Origin of the sequence: Nitratireductor rhodophyticola (assembly GCF_019891355.1) — a bacterium.
Taxonomy (GTDB): Bacteria; Pseudomonadota; Alphaproteobacteria; order Rhizobiales; family Rhizobiaceae; genus Nitratireductor; species Nitratireductor rhodophyticola.
The window spans coordinates 379,899-396,599 of sequence record NZ_JAHSSF010000001.1; the positions used below are offsets into that span (position 1 = coordinate 379,899).

At 59.2% G+C, this 16,701-nt stretch carries 9 protein-coding genes; 5 read left to right on the plus strand and 4 right to left on the minus strand.

The window, feature by feature from the left end:
- Positions 1 to 8: 8 nt before the first annotated feature.
- Both KUG85_RS01730 and KUG85_RS01735 read right to left on the minus strand, forming a co-directional pair.
- Positions 9 to 662, minus strand: coding sequence for a hypothetical protein (locus KUG85_RS01730; RefSeq protein WP_223003941.1), 654 nt, complete (start codon positions 660 to 662; stop codon positions 9 to 11).
- Positions 663 to 683: 21 nt separating this feature from the next.
- Positions 684 to 968, minus strand: coding sequence for a DUF3572 domain-containing protein (locus tag KUG85_RS01735; RefSeq protein WP_223003942.1), 285 nt, complete (start codon positions 966 to 968; stop codon positions 684 to 686).
- Positions 969 to 1,195: 227 nt separating this feature from the next.
- Here KUG85_RS01735 and KUG85_RS01740 point away from each other — a divergent pair, with 227 nt between their 5' ends.
- Positions 1,196 to 1,567 (plus strand): response regulator, encoded by a 372-nt coding sequence (locus KUG85_RS01740; protein ID WP_223003943.1) that lies wholly within the window; start codon positions 1,196 to 1,198, stop codon positions 1,565 to 1,567.
- 42 nt (positions 1,568 to 1,609) lie between these two features.
- Complete coding sequence (locus KUG85_RS01745) at positions 1,610 to 2,974, plus strand: PleD family two-component system response regulator (protein ID WP_223003944.1); 1,365 nt, start codon at positions 1,610 to 1,612, stop codon at positions 2,972 to 2,974.
- A 648-nt stretch (positions 2,975 to 3,622) separates the two neighbouring features.
- Here the strand turns inward: KUG85_RS01745 and rpmG are convergent.
- Positions 3,623 to 3,790, minus strand: coding sequence for a 50S ribosomal protein L33 (gene rpmG, locus KUG85_RS01750; RefSeq protein ID WP_007008183.1), 168 nt, complete (start codon positions 3,788 to 3,790; stop codon positions 3,623 to 3,625).
- A 529-nt stretch (positions 3,791 to 4,319) separates the two neighbouring features.
- On the opposite strand from rpmG, the gene KUG85_RS01755 reads away from it, so the two are divergent.
- The 3 genes from KUG85_RS01755 to KUG85_RS01765 all read left to right on the plus strand — a co-directional run bounded on the left by KUG85_RS01755 (position 4,320) and on the right by KUG85_RS01765 (position 15,940).
- The gene (locus tag KUG85_RS01755) at positions 4,320 to 8,867 is read left to right on the plus strand and encodes a DUF7507 domain-containing protein (RefSeq protein WP_223003945.1); all 4,548 of its coding nucleotides are present in this window, start codon (positions 4,320 to 4,322) and stop codon (positions 8,865 to 8,867) included.
- An 861-nt stretch (positions 8,868 to 9,728) separates the two neighbouring features.
- Entirely contained in the window at positions 9,729 to 12,410 is a 2,682-nt protein-coding gene (locus tag KUG85_RS01760; protein ID WP_255606220.1) for a DUF7507 domain-containing protein, read from the plus strand.
- A gap of 686 nt (positions 12,411 to 13,096) precedes the next feature.
- Entirely contained in the window at positions 13,097 to 15,940 is a 2,844-nt protein-coding gene (locus KUG85_RS01765; protein ID WP_255606221.1) for a DUF7507 domain-containing protein, read from the plus strand.
- Positions 15,941 to 15,998: 58 nt separating this feature from the next.
- Here the strand turns inward: KUG85_RS01765 and KUG85_RS01770 are convergent, their stop codons facing one another.
- Positions 15,999 to 16,700: a retropepsin-like aspartic protease family protein gene (locus KUG85_RS01770; RefSeq protein ID WP_223003946.1), complete on the minus strand. Its 702-nt coding sequence runs from the start codon at positions 16,698 to 16,700 to the stop codon at positions 15,999 to 16,001.
- Between the last annotated feature and the right edge of the window lies 1 nt (position 16,701).

The following is a 16,701-nucleotide window of genomic DNA, read 5'->3' on the forward strand; positions in this document are numbered from 1 at the left end:
ACTGACTTCTAGAGCTTTAGCGAGCGGGCGATCTTTTCGCCGGCCTCTTTCCAGTGTTCCACCGCCGTTATCCCCTGCGGGATCGGGGGCATGAGTGCGCGTACGGAATTGTCGGCCATGAGGTGAAAAAGATGCGCGTCCACGACCGTGTCGCGTACAGAGACGAGGTTGTAATACATGTCGTCGACGAAGGCGACGGGGCGGGGGTGGTCGCCACGCAGGCGCTTGATCGCGGGGCCCTTGGCGCGTTCCGTGGTCAACAGTGGGTAGCGCATGTCGAGCTGGTCGAGCAGGGTGCGGCGTGTCTGCCGATAGCGATGCGGCATGGCGGTATGGAGCACCACCTGGCTTGCCCTGGACAGGCGTGCAATGGTCTCCGAAGCGTCTTCGGCGAGCTTCTGCCAGTCGTGCTGGACCTCGAAGAACGCATCGACAAGCTGAGCGACCGTTTCATTGTCCACGCGCTGACCGGATGAAAGGTCGGTCACGTTTCCGTTCAGGCCAAAGCTTTCAAGCTTCAGTTCAAAGCCTCGGGTGCGCAGATATTCCGGAAACGGCCTGATGAATTCCAGGATCACATCGTCCACATCGAGCACAATCAGGGGATCGTTGCTGAGTGAAAGCTCATCAATCTGCCGGGCGGTTTCCGGGTCAATCGTCATATGTCGCTGTCCAAAGTCGTGTCAGGGCTGAATATCGTAAGACGTGTTGCCGTGGGGCAGGGCGGAGGGTGCCTGCGCCACGATCCGGGGAGCAATGCCGCTTTCCTCGGAAAAGCGCAACAGGGTCGGTTCGTGTGCCAGAATGAACTGCAGAACGCCGGTCAGAAATCCTGGTTCGGCAGCGGCGGCGCGGATCTGGTTTGCCTCGATACCGGTGAGTGAGAGAAACCGTGGCAGGAGTTGGCCGTCTGCGGCTATGAATGCCAGGGCGGAAACGGCTATGGCTTCGGCTTCCTCTCGTTGCATGGTCCTTCTCTCCAATCGATGTCAGGGATGGTGCGCGGCATTTTCCGTGAGACGAATTGCGCGCAAATCCAGGGCCGCTATGCTGTAAAGCTACGATTCGCGGGCGCCCATTACCGATTCATAAATCAAATCGTGCAAGGGTGGCGTCTGAAATTTCGTTGTCTGACGTGTTCCCGGCAGGGCCGGGTCTTAGGCGAAGGCAGCGGGGTTGAGTGGGACGGGGTGTGATGTCGAAGAAAGTCATGATCGTCGAAGACAACGAGCTCAACATGAAGCTCTTTCGCGATCTTATCGAGGCGAGCGGTTACGATACGGTGCGCACCCGTGATGGATTGCATGCGCTGGACCTCGCGCGTGAGCACCGCCCCGACCTGATTCTGATGGACATTCAGTTGCCGGAGGTTTCCGGGCTCGAAGTCACGAAATGGCTCAAGCAGGACGATGACCTGCACACCATTCCCATCATCGCGGTAACGGCCTTTGCCATGAAAGGCGATGAGGAGCGTATCCGCCAGGGCGGCTGCGAGGCCTATATCTCCAAGCCGATTTCCGTGCCGAGTTTTATCGAAACGATCAAATCCTATCTGGGGGATGCCTGATGCTGCGGACGGCTTCCCGAAGACCTTCGTGAGGAGCCGGTCATGACCGCGCGCGTTCTGGTTGTCGACGACGTCCCGTCCAATGTGAAGCTTCTCGAGAGCCGGTTGCTGGCGGAGTATTTCGAGGTTGTCTGTGCGCATAGCGGTGCGGAAGCCCTGAAAATCTGCGCCGGCGGCAAGGTGGATGTCGTTCTGCTGGACGTCATGATGCCCGGGATGGACGGTTTCGAGGTCTGCCGCAGGCTCAAGTCAAATGCCGCCACACAGCATATTCCCGTTGTGATGGTGACAACGCTGGGCGAAACATCCGACCGCGTGCGGGGGCTGGAAGCCGGCGCCGACGACTTTTTGTCCAAACCCGTGGACGACCTTCAGCTGGTGACACGGGTGAAGAGCCTGGTGCGGCTGAAAATGCTGACGGATGAACTGCGGCTGCGGACGGAGACAGCGGAGAACGCCGGTTTCGAGCCGGGACTGGACGAGGACCGGCGCGATTCATCCGCCATCCTGCTGATTGACGAGGCTCCCCATTCGTCCGCTGCGATCTCGGCCATGTTGCGGGGGCATTTTTCTCTTGATGTCGAGGACGATCCGCAGGCCGGTCTCTTTCGCGCTGCCGAAGGTGGTTATGAATGCGTTCTCGTGACCTCCAGCTATGCGACCTATGATCCGCTGCGGCTCTGCGCCCAGTTGCGCGCGCTCGACCGCACCCGGCTTCTGCCGGTGATGCTGGTGGTCGACCAGGACGAGGGACCGATGATCGCGCGGGCGCTGGAACTCGGGGTGAATGATTACATCGTTCGTCCGGTCGATCAGCAGGAGCTCCAGGCTCGCCTGCGCACGCAGTTGCGGCGCAAGCGCTATAATGACCGTCTGCGCTCGAGTGTCAGCCAGAGTTTTCGGATGGCCGTGACAGACCCTCTGACGGGGCTTCACAACCGCCGCTATCTCGACACGCATCTGCCGAAGCTTCTGGCGCGCGCCGTTGCGCGTCGGCGCCCCCTGTCGGTGATGATGGCCGACATAGACCTCTTCAAGGCGATCAACGATCGCTGGGGTCACCCGAGCGGCGATGATGTGCTGCGTGAATTCGCCGACCGATTGCGTCAGAACATCCGGGGCATCGATCTGATCTGCCGTTTCGGGGGGGAAGAGTTCGTTGTTGTCATGCCGGATACCGAGCGCGACATGGCCGAAATGGTGGCCGAGCGTCTACGGGTTGCCATAGCGAGCGAGCCCTTCACGGTTGATGGCGGCAAGAACGCGATCGCGGTCACGACCAGTGTCGGTGTGGTTGGTTGTGCGGGGGGCAATGGTGACCCGGCTGACCTTCTGAAGCGCGCCGACGCCGCACTCTACGATGCGAAAAGCAAAGGGCGCAATCGCGTGGTGGCCTCCGCGGCCTGAGGCCGGGTGATGCCCATATCGTGAATGCGCGCGGCAGACAGGCGCCGTGCCTCGTGTGCCTGGATCACACCACTGCCAGCACACGGGTAGTCGTGCAGCACGAAAGAGTGATAACCCACTCCACCAATTAGGGGCTGACGAAACGCAAGGTGCACGCCATATTTAACCCTAACGTCAGGGAGTTGGCGGGAATGGTTAAGTAAGTGTTGATTTTCTGACCGCCCTGCGCAAATCTCTCGACCGACAGGGGCGGGCTTCAGGTCATGGCGTTTATCGCCGGGCTGCCGCCTCGAGATACCCCATGATGCTCAGGTCCGCCGCATCTCCTGGGTCCGTGGGGTTGGCCGGCCGGCGCTGGTTTATAGTGGCCTCCTCGTACCGCTGCCAGTTTGCCGACCGGCCCCCGATTTCTTCCCGTCGAACAGGCATTTTCAACACCCATGGCCGGCCGATCGCTCCAGACGGCCTTCAAAGCGTATGGATTCAAAGCATTTCGCAGTCAGGTGGAAACGCCTGGCGTCCGAATAAACACGCGAAAGCAGGCAGATGGAGCGCAGCGGCGTTTCGGTGAAACGGTGAACCGCCCGGGAACACAAACAAAAACGCCGCCCGAGGGCGGCGTTCCGATAAGGCGCGGCGAAACCGGATCTATTTGATCTTGGTTTCCTTGAACTCCACATGCTTCTTGGCAATGGGGTCGTATTTCCGCTTGGTCATCTTGTCGGTCATCGTGCGGCTATTCTTCTTCGTGACATAGAAGAAGCCCGTGTCCGCCGTCGACTGGAGCTTGATCTTGATGGTCGTGGCCTTCGCCATGTCTGTCGTCCGTTTCTGGTGGTTTGTCGGTCGCGCGAAAGCAGAATCTCTCCACCAGCGCTTAAAGAGTCTGGCGGACACATAAAGGGAACTCGCGGAAAGTCAAGCCGGGTTGTGCGAGTGGAGGGTGGGAACAGGCGACCTGTTGGTTTTCTCCGGGCTTGCAGATGATGTCACGGGTCCAGGCTTCGACGATGTTTGCCGCTCCTGTGTGTCGTGTCTGGGGTTTGCCGGGGGCCTCCAGGCGCTCGGCAGAACAATGTGCGGCCGGCTACGGGTTTGGGACGCACCATCGTTTCAAGTCCGTGCTGAAGCGCCGATTGTAACCGATCTGTCAAGCAAGCGTCGTCCGAACGGCGCTACAAGTAACAATTTTTCGGAAAACATCGCGCACCAATCCGTCGAAACGAGCCGAACGGTAACGATACTTCCAGGCAACTGACAGTGAAGGGTTTGTTCATCCTAGCGTCGATTGATCCGTCTTCGCCTGCGCGAAGGCTTCAAGAACAGGTTGCTAGATGGGGAACCAATGAGCCATTCGCTTCGAACATTTCTATCAGATACCGAGAGCCTGGATCGCCGGGCAGCATCGACGGTTGGCAGGTTGGCTTGCAGGCTCCTGACCCTCGGGGTGGGGCAAGGTCGACGGAAGCCAACGTCAATACTGGCGAGTTTTGTCTTCTGCCTCGCATTGATCTTCAACAGCTCTGGCGGAACGTTCGCTCAGGAGGGCTTCGGTCGGAAGGACGAAGCGAGCGTCGGTCTCATTGGTGTTTCGAAATCTCGAAACTTCGTTGTAAACTGTGGGGCAGGAAAATTTGTAGTGGGTGTCTCTCACTGGGATATTGTCAATACGACGATCCCCAGTACCCTCGGCATGACAGGACAGGTGAATCTGTCTTGCGCCCCCATAACCACCGACGGCACCACTGTTACCCTGGGAGCCACCGAAACGGTCACCGGGACTTCGTATTCTGGAACCGGAAACCGCCGCAATGCGACGTGTCCGGCCGGGCAGGTTGCGTTCCGATTCTATGGGCGGGATCGCATCTCGAACGATGGTGGCGCCCGATGGGCAAGCCAGGTGGGTATAGCTTGCCGTCCCGTTGTTCTTGTCCCCGGGGACTGGATTGAACTTGACGCAGCCGTGCCCGTCAACCGGCAGGATGCGGGTGTCGTTGAAAACAATGGCGCGCACTCGTCCAGGGGGCCATTTTGCGACACGTACGATGTCGTAGCAGGTTATGAAAGGCAATATGGCGGTCGTGGATATGATGGTATCAAGGCGCGATGCGCCAATTTTTCCCAGGCGCGCCATTCGGCGCATTTGGCCTTCAACAATTTCGCATGGGATCAGACAGTAGGCGGGGCAGGTTGGCTCGTAGATCTAACCCGCAATGGTGCTGCTATGGCAGGTGGTACCGGAAAGTTGCCTTACTCTGCCGTACCCAACAACAACACGTCCGAATTCCAGGACCCCCAGGAACTCTATGTCTACGATGGCGCCAACTACGGAGCCACCGCTGGCCAGCGGCCATCCGGAATTGATCCCAAGACCTACGTCGAGCTTGGGACCTGTAACGAGGGGCGATCGCTGGCACTTCGACAGGACGACACGTGCTCTCTGACGGTTGCAGGTCTGCCGGATATTGCCGTAACCGCTTCTCCCACATCGGCGGTTTTCACGGGTTACGACGAGCCGCAAACACTCACAATGACCGCTACGAACTATGGGCCCGGCGCGACCGGTACTGACGGCTACACCATGATTGCCACGCTCCCTTCGGGATGGTCTGTCAACGGTGCTCTGCCTGCGGACTGCGTAGAGAGCGGTCAGGTTGTTACGTGCGCGCTTGATCCGTCCCCGCTTTCTGGTTCTGCCAACCCGGGTGCGGCAGGGGGTACGAAAAGCTTCGACATCCCCGTGGCAGTCGATCATCCAACACCAGGTGGTTCGCAAAATTTTACAGTGGCACTGGGACGGGCTGCTCCTGATGGGGACGGGAACCCGGCAAATGTGGACTTTGAAACCTCGAACGATTCGGTTGCGGGGACCTTCGACTTCCAACCTGCTCCAGCATCAGTCGCCGAACCGAACAAAACCGTTACCGATGCAAATGGAAACGGAATTGCGGAGCCGGGTGAGCAACTTACTTACAAGATTACTTTGACCAATAACGGAGCCGTCGATGCGACTAACGTCGATATCGTCGATAATCTCGACCCGAACACCACCCATTTGAGTTCCGATAATGGGGGAACCCACACCGGCGCTTCCCCGGGCGGTACGGTTACGTGGTCGAACTTGACCGTTCCAGCGAAGATCGGATCGGTACCGGGTGTGCTGGAACTGACGACAATCGTCAGGGTAATTGACCCACTACCGCTTGGTGCCAAGATTTCGAACGCAGCTCACGAGTCAGGAGCTACGCCTCCAGATTGCTCCGCGAATCCGTTGCCAGTAAGCTGTGCTGTCCTGCCTGTGAGCGCCAGTCTTGCTGTAGAGACAATTGGCGTTCTCAACGATCTCAACGGAAATTCACGTCCGGATGTAGGTGAGACCATTTCTTACCAATACAACGTTGTTAATACTGGTGGCTTGGATGTCGACGATATCTCAATCACCGATCCAAATCTTTCGATTTCTGGCGGCCCCATTTCTCTTGCGGCAGGAGAGAGCAACTCCACTGCGTTCTCTGCGGAGCATACTTTGACAGCTGAGGATATCGATTCCGGAGAATTCGAAATTCATCCGGTCGCGCGCGGAACCGCCTCGGATGGGAAAATTCTGTCAGATCTATCTGATGATCCATCTGACCCAACGAACGTTGACTTGGAGGCTGATGGGGAGCCTGACGATCCGACCATCATCAGACTTGCACAGACCTCCGATTACGACCTCGTCAAGAAGGCAGAGCACGTGGACACCAACGGCAACGGGTTTGCCGATGAGGGTGAGGTGATCAATTACACTTTTACTGCAGATAATACCGGCAATGTGACACTTACGGATATCGAAGTTACCGACGACAAGGCAGAGATCACTGGCAGCCCCATCGCCTCGTTGCCAGCCGGTCGCAGCGATTCCAGCGTGAAAGGCAAGCATGTAATCACACAGGCGGATATAGACGAAGGTTCATTCTCGAACACCGCGACTGCTGTTGGCAAGAATCCTAAAGGTGAAGACGTAACCAAAGAGGCGCGGCCGCCGGATGGCAATCCAGGTGATCCGACCGTGATTTCGTTTCCGACCAACCCGGCGGTGGAGCTCGAACTGGTGAGCGAGTGGACGGACACGAATGGAAACGGGTTTCCGGATCCCGGTGAGCCGGTGGTGTATTCATTTCTGGTCCGAAACACTGGCAATGTGACACTGGAGAATCTTTCGATTGCTTCGCTTGATCTTGAGACGGCGGGTGGAGGGGTACCGGCAAAAACCATACCTGTTCCGAACGGCACGATTGCCAGTCTGGCACCGTCCGATGAGCATGATTCCCTGCCCAGCGTTTCCTATCCTTTGACGCAGACCGATATCGACGCTGGCGGTATTGTTGCAAAGACGAGCGTCAATGGACAGGCACGCGATGGCACTCCGGTGACGGACGCGTCTGACGATCCGGTTGAGACCGCAGACGTCGATACTGAAGATGATGGTGAGCCGGATGATCCGACGCCCACCCCTCTGCCGCAAATTGCTGCTCTAGGGCTGGAGAAGACCGGAGTGTTTCAGGTTGAGGGCCGGCTTGCGGAGCCCGGCGACACCATTGTCTACACGCTGACTGCGATCAATGAAGGCAATGTGACCACGTCCAATGTGACGCCTGCCGACCCGGGACCGTGGTTCGGGGGGCTGCCTGGTAGCGGATCGCTGTCATCTTTCTCCCCGCCCAGCGCCGACCTTGGAGCAGGCGAAAGCGCAGTGTTCACCGCGACATACACCGTGACGCAGGCTGATATCGATGCAGCACAGGGGCTTGAAGACGGTATCAAGAATTCGGCAACGGTTTCTGGTTTCGGCCCGGAAGGGCAGCCGGTGCTTTCACCCGTGGCGGAGGCCGCAGTGGACCTGCCTGGCTATGCGATAAGCAAAATGACGCCGCTGGCGGAGGTTCGTCGGGGTGGCCGCGTACCCTATACGATCAATGTGAAGATGCTCGGTTCCGTTGGCGAAAGCGCGGTCAACATTATCGATATGACGCCGTCCGGCCTGACTTTCGTGCGGGGAACCGCCATGCTCGACGGCAGTGCGGTGGAACCCAAAGTGGATGGGCGGAAGCTGACATTCGAGAATGTTACGCTGCCGACCGACGAGGCGATCGTTATCGAGCTTGATCTCGCAGTAACGGGAGCTGCGAAACCTGGCGAGTATGTAAATCAGGCGTGGGTGGAGACGCCCGATGGCACCATGGTGTCGCGCGTTGCGACCGCTGTAGTGGAAGTGGTGGTGGAAGCGCTGTTCGACTGCGGCGATATTCTGGGCAAGGTGTTCGACGACAGGAACCGCAACGGGTATCAGGACAAGGGTGAGCCGGGGCTCCCGGGCGTGCGGGTTGCGACGGTGAAAGGGCTTCTGCTCACGGCGGACGATCACGGGCGCTTCCATGTGGCCTGTGCGGATCTCCCCGACCAGAGGATCGGCACGAGCTACATCATGAAGCTTGATTCGCGTTCGCTGCCATCGGGGTATCGTCTGACGACGGAGAACCCGCGCGTTGTCCGGTTGACGGCCGGTAAGGCATCCGAATTCCTGTTCGGTGCGTCTATCGGTCGGGTGGTGCGGCTTGATCTCACCGATGCGGCTTTTGTTGAGGGCACCCAGGAGCTGTTGCCTGAATGGGAGGAGCGGATCATGAAGATGATCGTGCTTCTCGACCAGGAACCTTCCGTATTGCGCCTGGTCTATTCGGGGTCTGAGGGAAGCAAGCGATCAGCGCAGAAGCGCCTGCGGGAAATCCGCAGGAAGATCGCCGCAGAGTGGCGAAAGACTGGACGCGGATACCGTCTTGAGATCGAGACGAGACTCGGGACTGAAGCCACGGCGCGTTCCAAGCAGATGAGGGCATTCGAGCGCAAGTAGCCACCCTCAAAGTTGGCGGCGTGCGCTGTTCGGGCCGTCGCCAACTGTAACAATACCTTTTAACAACTGACACGTCGCGTTTGTCTGTCCCAGTGCTCGGACAGTTCGTTGCCGCCTTTGCGCGCGATCTCTGAGTCTCCCGTTTCCGCGTCTGGCCGAAGAAGGCCCAATCAGAAACCGAACCGTGGACGATGGTATGACGAGGCTGTCATGTTTGAGAATCTCCAGACGATCTGGCTTGAGCCGCAGAGAGCGGAAAGCACATTTGAATCCCACCAATATTCTTACGGGTCCACGCCCGGGCTTGACGCGATCCGGCCAGGAACGGCGGAAAAGTTACCAGAGTGGAGGCGCCAGCGCTCCGTGCGCCAGAACATGCACAGGGCATGTGGCATGGCGATGGCTGGGGTCCGAGAGATCATGCTGTTGCTCTTGCTGGCGCTCGGACTGCTGTCATTCGCCAGCGGGTCGGCCAGCGCCCAGACCATTCCGCCAACATCGCCCTGTACGCCGGGTATTAGTCAAACACCACCTGGATGGACGGACGGAGTAGGCACTCCGGATTGTTCAACCCGTACGGAGTGGGGGGCAACCTATGCTTGGAACAGTGCGCCGCTTCCCGTCGTTCCAACGGGTGATACGACGTTTGCATCCATGATTGGGGGGCCAGACTATCGCGAGTCCATCCTCACCACTATGACCGGACTTGTACCAGGTCGGACATATCGAATCCCGTTTTATGCGATAGGTCGCGGATCGAATGCCGGCAACCGCCCGAATGCCTGTGAGGGGCTCAAGCTGACAACGAGCGGCACAGATGAAACGATTCTGTTTCCAGATACGACTGTCTGGGGGCAGGCCGTGTTTGCTTTCACTGCGGTGTCGAGCTCGCAATCCCTGGAGGTCGCTGCGGACGGGACCGCCAGCTGCCTGATCAGTTTTGCACTGGGAGCGGAAGTCATTGAGATCATCAAGACGGTCTCGGAAGGCGATAAGGCTGGCGACGTTCTGACCTTCACGATGACGGTTGAGAACCAGGGCATCGGGCCGCTTAGCGATGTCTCGATCAGCGAGGATGTTCTCGGGCGGGCCGACGGCACACCGCTGACGCCCGACAGTGGGCCGACTTTCGTCTCCGCTTCGGCCGGCTCTGCCGAGGGCACGCTGGCAGAAGGGGAAACGGCCACCTATACGCTGACCTATACACTGACACAGGACGATATTGATGCTGGCGGCTTGTCCAATGTGGCTACTGCCGAGGGAACTGACGAGAACGGGAACCTCTTCAACGATATTTCCAGCGACACGGCGACTATGGACGAGAACCCGACCACGGTGATGATACCGCCCAATCCCGACTATGATTTCATCAAGCAGGGGAAACTGGAAGATCTCAACGGCAATGGTCAGGCGGATGCCGGGGAACTGATCAATTACACGTTCACGATCAAGAACACGGGCAATGTGACGTTGACGGATGTCGTTGTCGAGGATGACAAGACCCCGGTTTCGGGCAGCCCGATCGCCTCGCTGGCGCCGGACGAGAGCAAATCCGACCTGACGGGCGCCTATGCGATCACGCAGGAGGATATCGACCGCGGCTATGTCGAGAATCTGGGGAGAGCGACCGCAAAGGACCCGCAGGGGAACGATGTGGACCGGCTGTCGAGGGCACTCGAGGGCGTCCCGGGCGATCCGACGGTGGTTTCGTTCGAGGCGAAACCGGGGATCGAAGTGGACCTGATCGATGAATGGACCGACACGAACGGAAATGGCTATCCGGACGTCGGAGAACCGGTCACCTATTCCTTTGTGGTTCGCAATACCGGCAATGTGACACTGGACAACGTCGCATTCTCCTCATTGCAGATTGGGCCGGGCACAACGGCGCCCCAACCTTCGGTTGCCGTTCCCACAGGGAGCCTTTCGAGTTTTCTGCCCGGCAGCGAGGACACGACGACTTTCTCTACCTCTTACACGCTGACGCAGGCTGATATCGATGCCGGCGGGATTGTTGCAACGGCGAGCGTGGATGCCATGGCACCCAACAACACACCACTCGCCGACATATCGGACGATCCGGACGAAACGGCCGATGTTGATGCCGAAGGCGACGAGGAACCTGACGATCCAACGCCCACTCCGCTGCCGCACAACGGTTCATTGGCAATCGAAAAATCAGGAGAGTTTCAGGGAGCCGAGGGGCAGTTTGCCGAGCCCGGGGACACGATCGTCTACACGTTCAATGTCACGAACGACGGCAATGTGACTGTCACTGATGTCGTGCCTGCCGATCCGGGTCCCCGCTTCAACGGGCGCGCGGGCAGTGGAACGCTGACACCGTTCTCGCCCTCAAGCGCACAACTGGCTGCAGGAGAAAGCGCGACGTTTACCGCGACCTACACGGTGACGCAGGGCGATGTGGATGCGGCGCAGGGTGTCGAGGATGGTGTGAAAAACACGGCAACGGCAACCGGCACGGACCCGCTGGGGGAGGCTGTAATATCGCCTGATGCGATGGCCGTGGTCGACCTGCCAGGCTATGCGATCAGTAAGGTGACGCCTATGGCAGAGGTGCGGCGGGGTGACCGAGTTCCATACACGATCCGGGTGAAATCACTTGGCTCGGCAGGAGAAAGCACCGTCAACATTGTCGATATGACGCCGCCGGGTCTGACCTTTGTGCGTGGATCTGCACAGCTGGACGGCAGTCCTGTCACGCCGAAAGCGGAGGGGCGGAAGCTGACATTCGAGAATGTTGCACTTCCTGCGAACACGGCGGTGCTGATTGATCTGGAGCTCGCTGTGACCTCGGCCGCAAAACCCGGTGAATATGTAAACCAGGCCTGGGTCGAGGACCTTTCCGGTGAGATGTTGTCGAGGATTGCCGAGGCCGTTGTCGAAGTGGTGGTGGAGGCGGTATTCGACTGCGGCGACATTTTAGGCAAGGTGTTTGACGACCGGAACCGCAATGGGTATCAGGATGCAGGCGAACCGGGTCTGGCGGGTGTGCGGGTCGCGACGGTGAAGGGCCTGCTGCTGACGGCGGACGATCACGGGCGCTTTCATGTGGCCTGTGCGGATCTTCCCGACCAGCGGATCGGCACGAACTACATTATGAAGCTTGATCCGCGATCGCTGCCATCGGGGTATCGTCTGACGACGGAGAACCCGCGCGTGGTCCGGTTGACGGCCGGCAAGGCGTCCGAATTCCTGTTCGGTGCGTCCATTGGCCGTGTGGTGCGGCTCGACCTCACCGATGCGGCGTTTGTGCGGGGATCGCACAGCCTGATGTCCGACTGGCAGGGACATATCTCACAACTCATCGCCCTGCTCGAGCATGAGCCTTCGGTTCTGCGTCTGGTCTATGCCGAAGGCGGCGAGGGCAAGCGGCTGGCGAAAAGGCGTATCAACGCGCTGCGCAAGCTCATCGCAAGCGAATGGCGGGTCGTTGGCGGGCGCTATCGGCTGGAGATTGAATCTACGATGTTGAGTGCGGCCAGTCGACGTCCGGGGCAAACTCACGAGGCGGTCTACAAGTAGCGGCCTACGCAGATCAGTGACACTCAGAATATATGTTTGCCGCAACAGTATGAATACCCCTCCGTAACTTACATTTCGTGTTTGTCTGTCCCAGTGCTTGGACAGTTCGTTGCCACCTTTGCGCGCGATCTCTGAGTCTCCCGTTTCCGCGTCTGGCCGAAGAAGGCCCAATCAGAAACCGAACCGTGGACGATGGTATGACGAGGCTTGTCATGTTCGAGAATCTCCAGACGATCTTGCTTGAACCGCCGAGAGCGGAAAGCACATTGGAATCCTTTCAACGGTTTTTAGGGGGCTCTTGCAGGCTCTTTGCAAACCGGCTTGGCGGGGCGGTCAAGCCGCCGCCGTGGAGGCGCAGGAACTCCACCAGCCAAAGCATGCGCAAGGCATATGGCATGGTGCGGTCTGCGGTTTGCGCGATTGTGCTTTCACTCTTGCTGGCGCTCGGACTGCTTGCATTCTCCAACGGGCCTGCGAATGCACAGGATATTCCGCCAACATCACCCTGTACCTATGGTGCGAACCGTACACCGCCTGGGTGGACCGTCGGTTCTGGTACGCCGGATTGTTCGAACAGGACAACCAACGCTCTGACGAATGCGCCCTGGAACAGGGGCCCGATCCCTGTAACTCCGAATGGCCACACAACCTTTACCTCGTTTCACAACGAAACCATTTCGACAACGATGACAAATTTGGAAGTGGGGCGGGAGTATCGCGTGCCGATGTTTGCGGCGCCGTGGTCGACGGGTACCTACGGTGCCTGCAAGGGCCTGACCGTTTCGACAACTGGAGTCAGTACGGACCTCGAATACCCCGCCGAAAGCGGCTGGAATCAGCAGGCGTTCGTGTTTACTGCGCAATCCACGTCGCAGCCCTTGACCATTGGTTCCTACAATCCCGACGGCGGCTCCTGTATGACGGCCTTCGTTCTGGGTTCTGAGGTCGCCGAGATCATCAAGACGGTTTCGGAAGGCGATACGGCTGGCGACGTTCTGACCTTCACGATGACGGTTGAGAACCAGGGCATCGGGCCGCTTAGCGATGTCTCGATCAGCGAGGATGTTCTCGGGCGGGCCGACGGCACACCGCTGACGCCCGACAGTGGGCCGACTTTCGTCTCCGCTTCGGCCGGCTCTGCCGAGGGCACGCTGGCAGAAGGGGAAACGGCCACCTATACGCTGACCTATACACTGACACAGGACGATATTGATGCTGGCGGCTTGTCCAATGTGGCTACTGCCGAGGGAACTGACGAGCGCGGGAATCTCTTCAACGATATTTCCAGCGACACGGCGGATGTGGACGAGAACCCGACCACGGTGACGATCCCGCCCAATCCCGACTATGATTTCATCAAGCAGGGGGAACTGGAAGATCTCAACGGCAATGGTCAGGCGGATGCCGGGGAACTGATCAATTACACGTTCACGATCAAGAACACGGGCAATGTGACGTTGACGGATGTCGTTGTCGAGGATGACAAGACCCCGGTTTCGGGTAGCCCGATCGCCTCGCTGGCGCCGGACGAGAGCAAATCCGACCTGACGGGCGCCTATGCGATCACGCAGGAGGATATCGACCGCGGCTATGTCGAGAATCTGGGGAGAGCGACCGCAAAGGACCCGCAGGGGAACGATGTGGACCGGCTGTCGAGGGCGCTGGAGGGCGTCCCGGGTGATCCGACGGTGGTTTCGTTCGAGGCGAAACCGGGGATCGAAGTGGACCTGATCGATGAATGGACCGACACGAACGGAAATGGCTATCCGGACGTCGGAGAACCGGTCACCTATTCCTTTGTGGTTCGCAATACCGGCAATGTGACACTGGACAATATCGTGATTGCTTCACTGGAGGTTACGGCAGATTCGTCGCAAACCTCGATACCGGTAGCACTTCCGGGAACCAGTCTGTCCAGTTTTGCCCCTGGCAGCGAGGATACGACGACTTTCTCGGCCTCCTACACGCTGACGCAGGCTGATATTGATGCCGGCGGGATTGTTGCAACGGCGAGTATGGATGCCATGGCACCCAACAACACACCGCTCGCCGACATATCGGACGATCCGGACGAAACGGCCGATTCTGATGTCGAAGGCGACGAGGAACCTGACGATCCAACGCCCACTCCGCTGCCGCACAATGGTTCATTGGCAATCGAAAAATCAGGAGAGTTCGAGGGAACCGAGGGGCAGTTTGCCGAGCCCGGGGACACGATCGTCTACACGTTCAAGGTCACGAACGACGGCAATGTGACTGTCACTGATGTCGTGCCTGCTGATCCGGGGCCCCGTTTTAGTGACCGTCCCGGCAGTGGTGAACTTTCATCGTTCTCGCCGTCCAGCGCGGAGCTGGCGTCTGGGGAGAGCGCCACGTTCACAGCGACCTATACGGTAACACAGGAGGATATCGACGGGGCGCAGGGTATCGAGGGCGGTGTGAAGAACACGGCGACGGCAACAGGCAAGGATCCTTTGGGGCAGGACGTAATCTCGCCTGAGGCCGAGGCGGCGGTCGATCTGCCGGGCTACGCGATCAGCAAGGTGACGCCGATGGCGGAAGTCCGTCGTGGCGGCCGTGTTCCATACACGATCCGCGTCAAGTCTCTCGGGTTCTCGGGAGAAAGCACTGTCAACATCATCGACATGACGCCATCAGGTCTGACCTTTGTGCGTGGTTCGGCTCTGCTGGATGGCAGTCCTGTTGCACCGAAAGCGGAGGCACGAAAACTGACATTCGAGAATGTCACGCTTCCCGCTGGAGGAGAGGTCTTGATCGATCTCGAACTTGGTGTGACATCGGCAGCCAAACCCGGTGAATATGTCAACCGGGCCTGGGTCGAGGACCTTTCGGGTGCAGCAATCTCCCGGGTTGCCACAGCAACCGTAGAAGTGGTGGTGGAGGCTCTGTTCGACTGCGGCGACATTTTAGGCAAGGCGTTCGACGACAGGAACCGCAACGGGTATCAGGATGCAGGCGAACCTGGTCTGGCGGGTGTGCGGGTTGCGACGGTGAAGGGCCTGCTTCTGACGGCGGACGACCAAGGGCGCTTTCATGTGGCCTGTGCCGACCTTCCCGACCAGCGGATCGGCACGAACTACATCATGAAGCTTGATCCGCGATCGCTGCCATCGGGATACCGTCTGACGACGGAGAACCCGCGCGTGGTCCGGTTGACGGCCGGCAAGGCGTCCGAATTCCTGTTCGGTGCGTCCATTGGCCGTGTGGTGCGGCTTGATCTCACCGATGCGGCGTTTGTGCGGGGGTCGCACAGCCTGATGTCCGACTGGCAGGGGCATGTCTCACAACTCATCGCCCTGCTCGAGCATGAGCCTTCGGTTCTGCGTCTGGTCTATGCCGAAGGCGGCGAGGGCAAGCGGCTGGCGAAAAGGCGCATCAACGCGCTGCGCAAGCTCATCGCAAGCGAATGGCGGGTCGTTGGCGGGCGCTATCGGCTGGAGATTGAATCCACGATGTTGAGTGCGGCCAGTCGACGCCCGGGGCAAACTCACGAGGCGGTCTACAAGTAGCGCAGATGAACACCCGGACTCTGCTTCGGGTGTTCATCCACCGGTGCCGGTCTCACCCTTAATCTCGAAGAATGATGCGGTCGCCGCGAAGTTCGAAGCCGGCCAGCGTATTGATAAAGCTCATCCCAAGCAGGCTCTGATCGAGGCGCCCCGGCTGCGCGACGTAAACCGGCAGGTTGCTGCGCACAATGGCTCCCACCTGGATTTCCGCCGCGCGGGCGCGGGCCACCAGCGCGGTGCCGTTGGCGGTCGCAACCGGCGTCCGGAACTGTAATCCTTCAGGATCAAAACCCGCCGCGCGCGCACCCGCATCCGACAGGACGATGCTGCTGGCGCCTGTATCAATCAGCATGCGCAGGCCGGTACCGTTTACATTCGCGACGACCTCGAAATGGCCGCTGGCAGAACGCTGCACCATCACCTGCGCTCGTCCGTCGCCACCCACTGCCGACATCGGGCTACCCGGTATGAGGCCGGCTGTAACGCGGCTTGCAACATCCTGCAGTTCGTAGCGGTACTGATAAATAGCCACCAGGGCCAAAAGCAGAAAAACCCAAAAGGCGAGCGTTCTTGCCATCTCGCCGATCCGCAGGCCCGAGCCCAGTATCCCGACGATCAGAACGGCAGCCCAGAGCCCCATATAGAGGGTCGAGGCAAAGGCGGAGCTCTCAAGACCCAGTACCGTGCCGGAGTCATGATTGGCGATCAGCAGGATCAGGCCGCTCCCCAGTATGGCCATGGAAATCCAGAACAGCTGCATG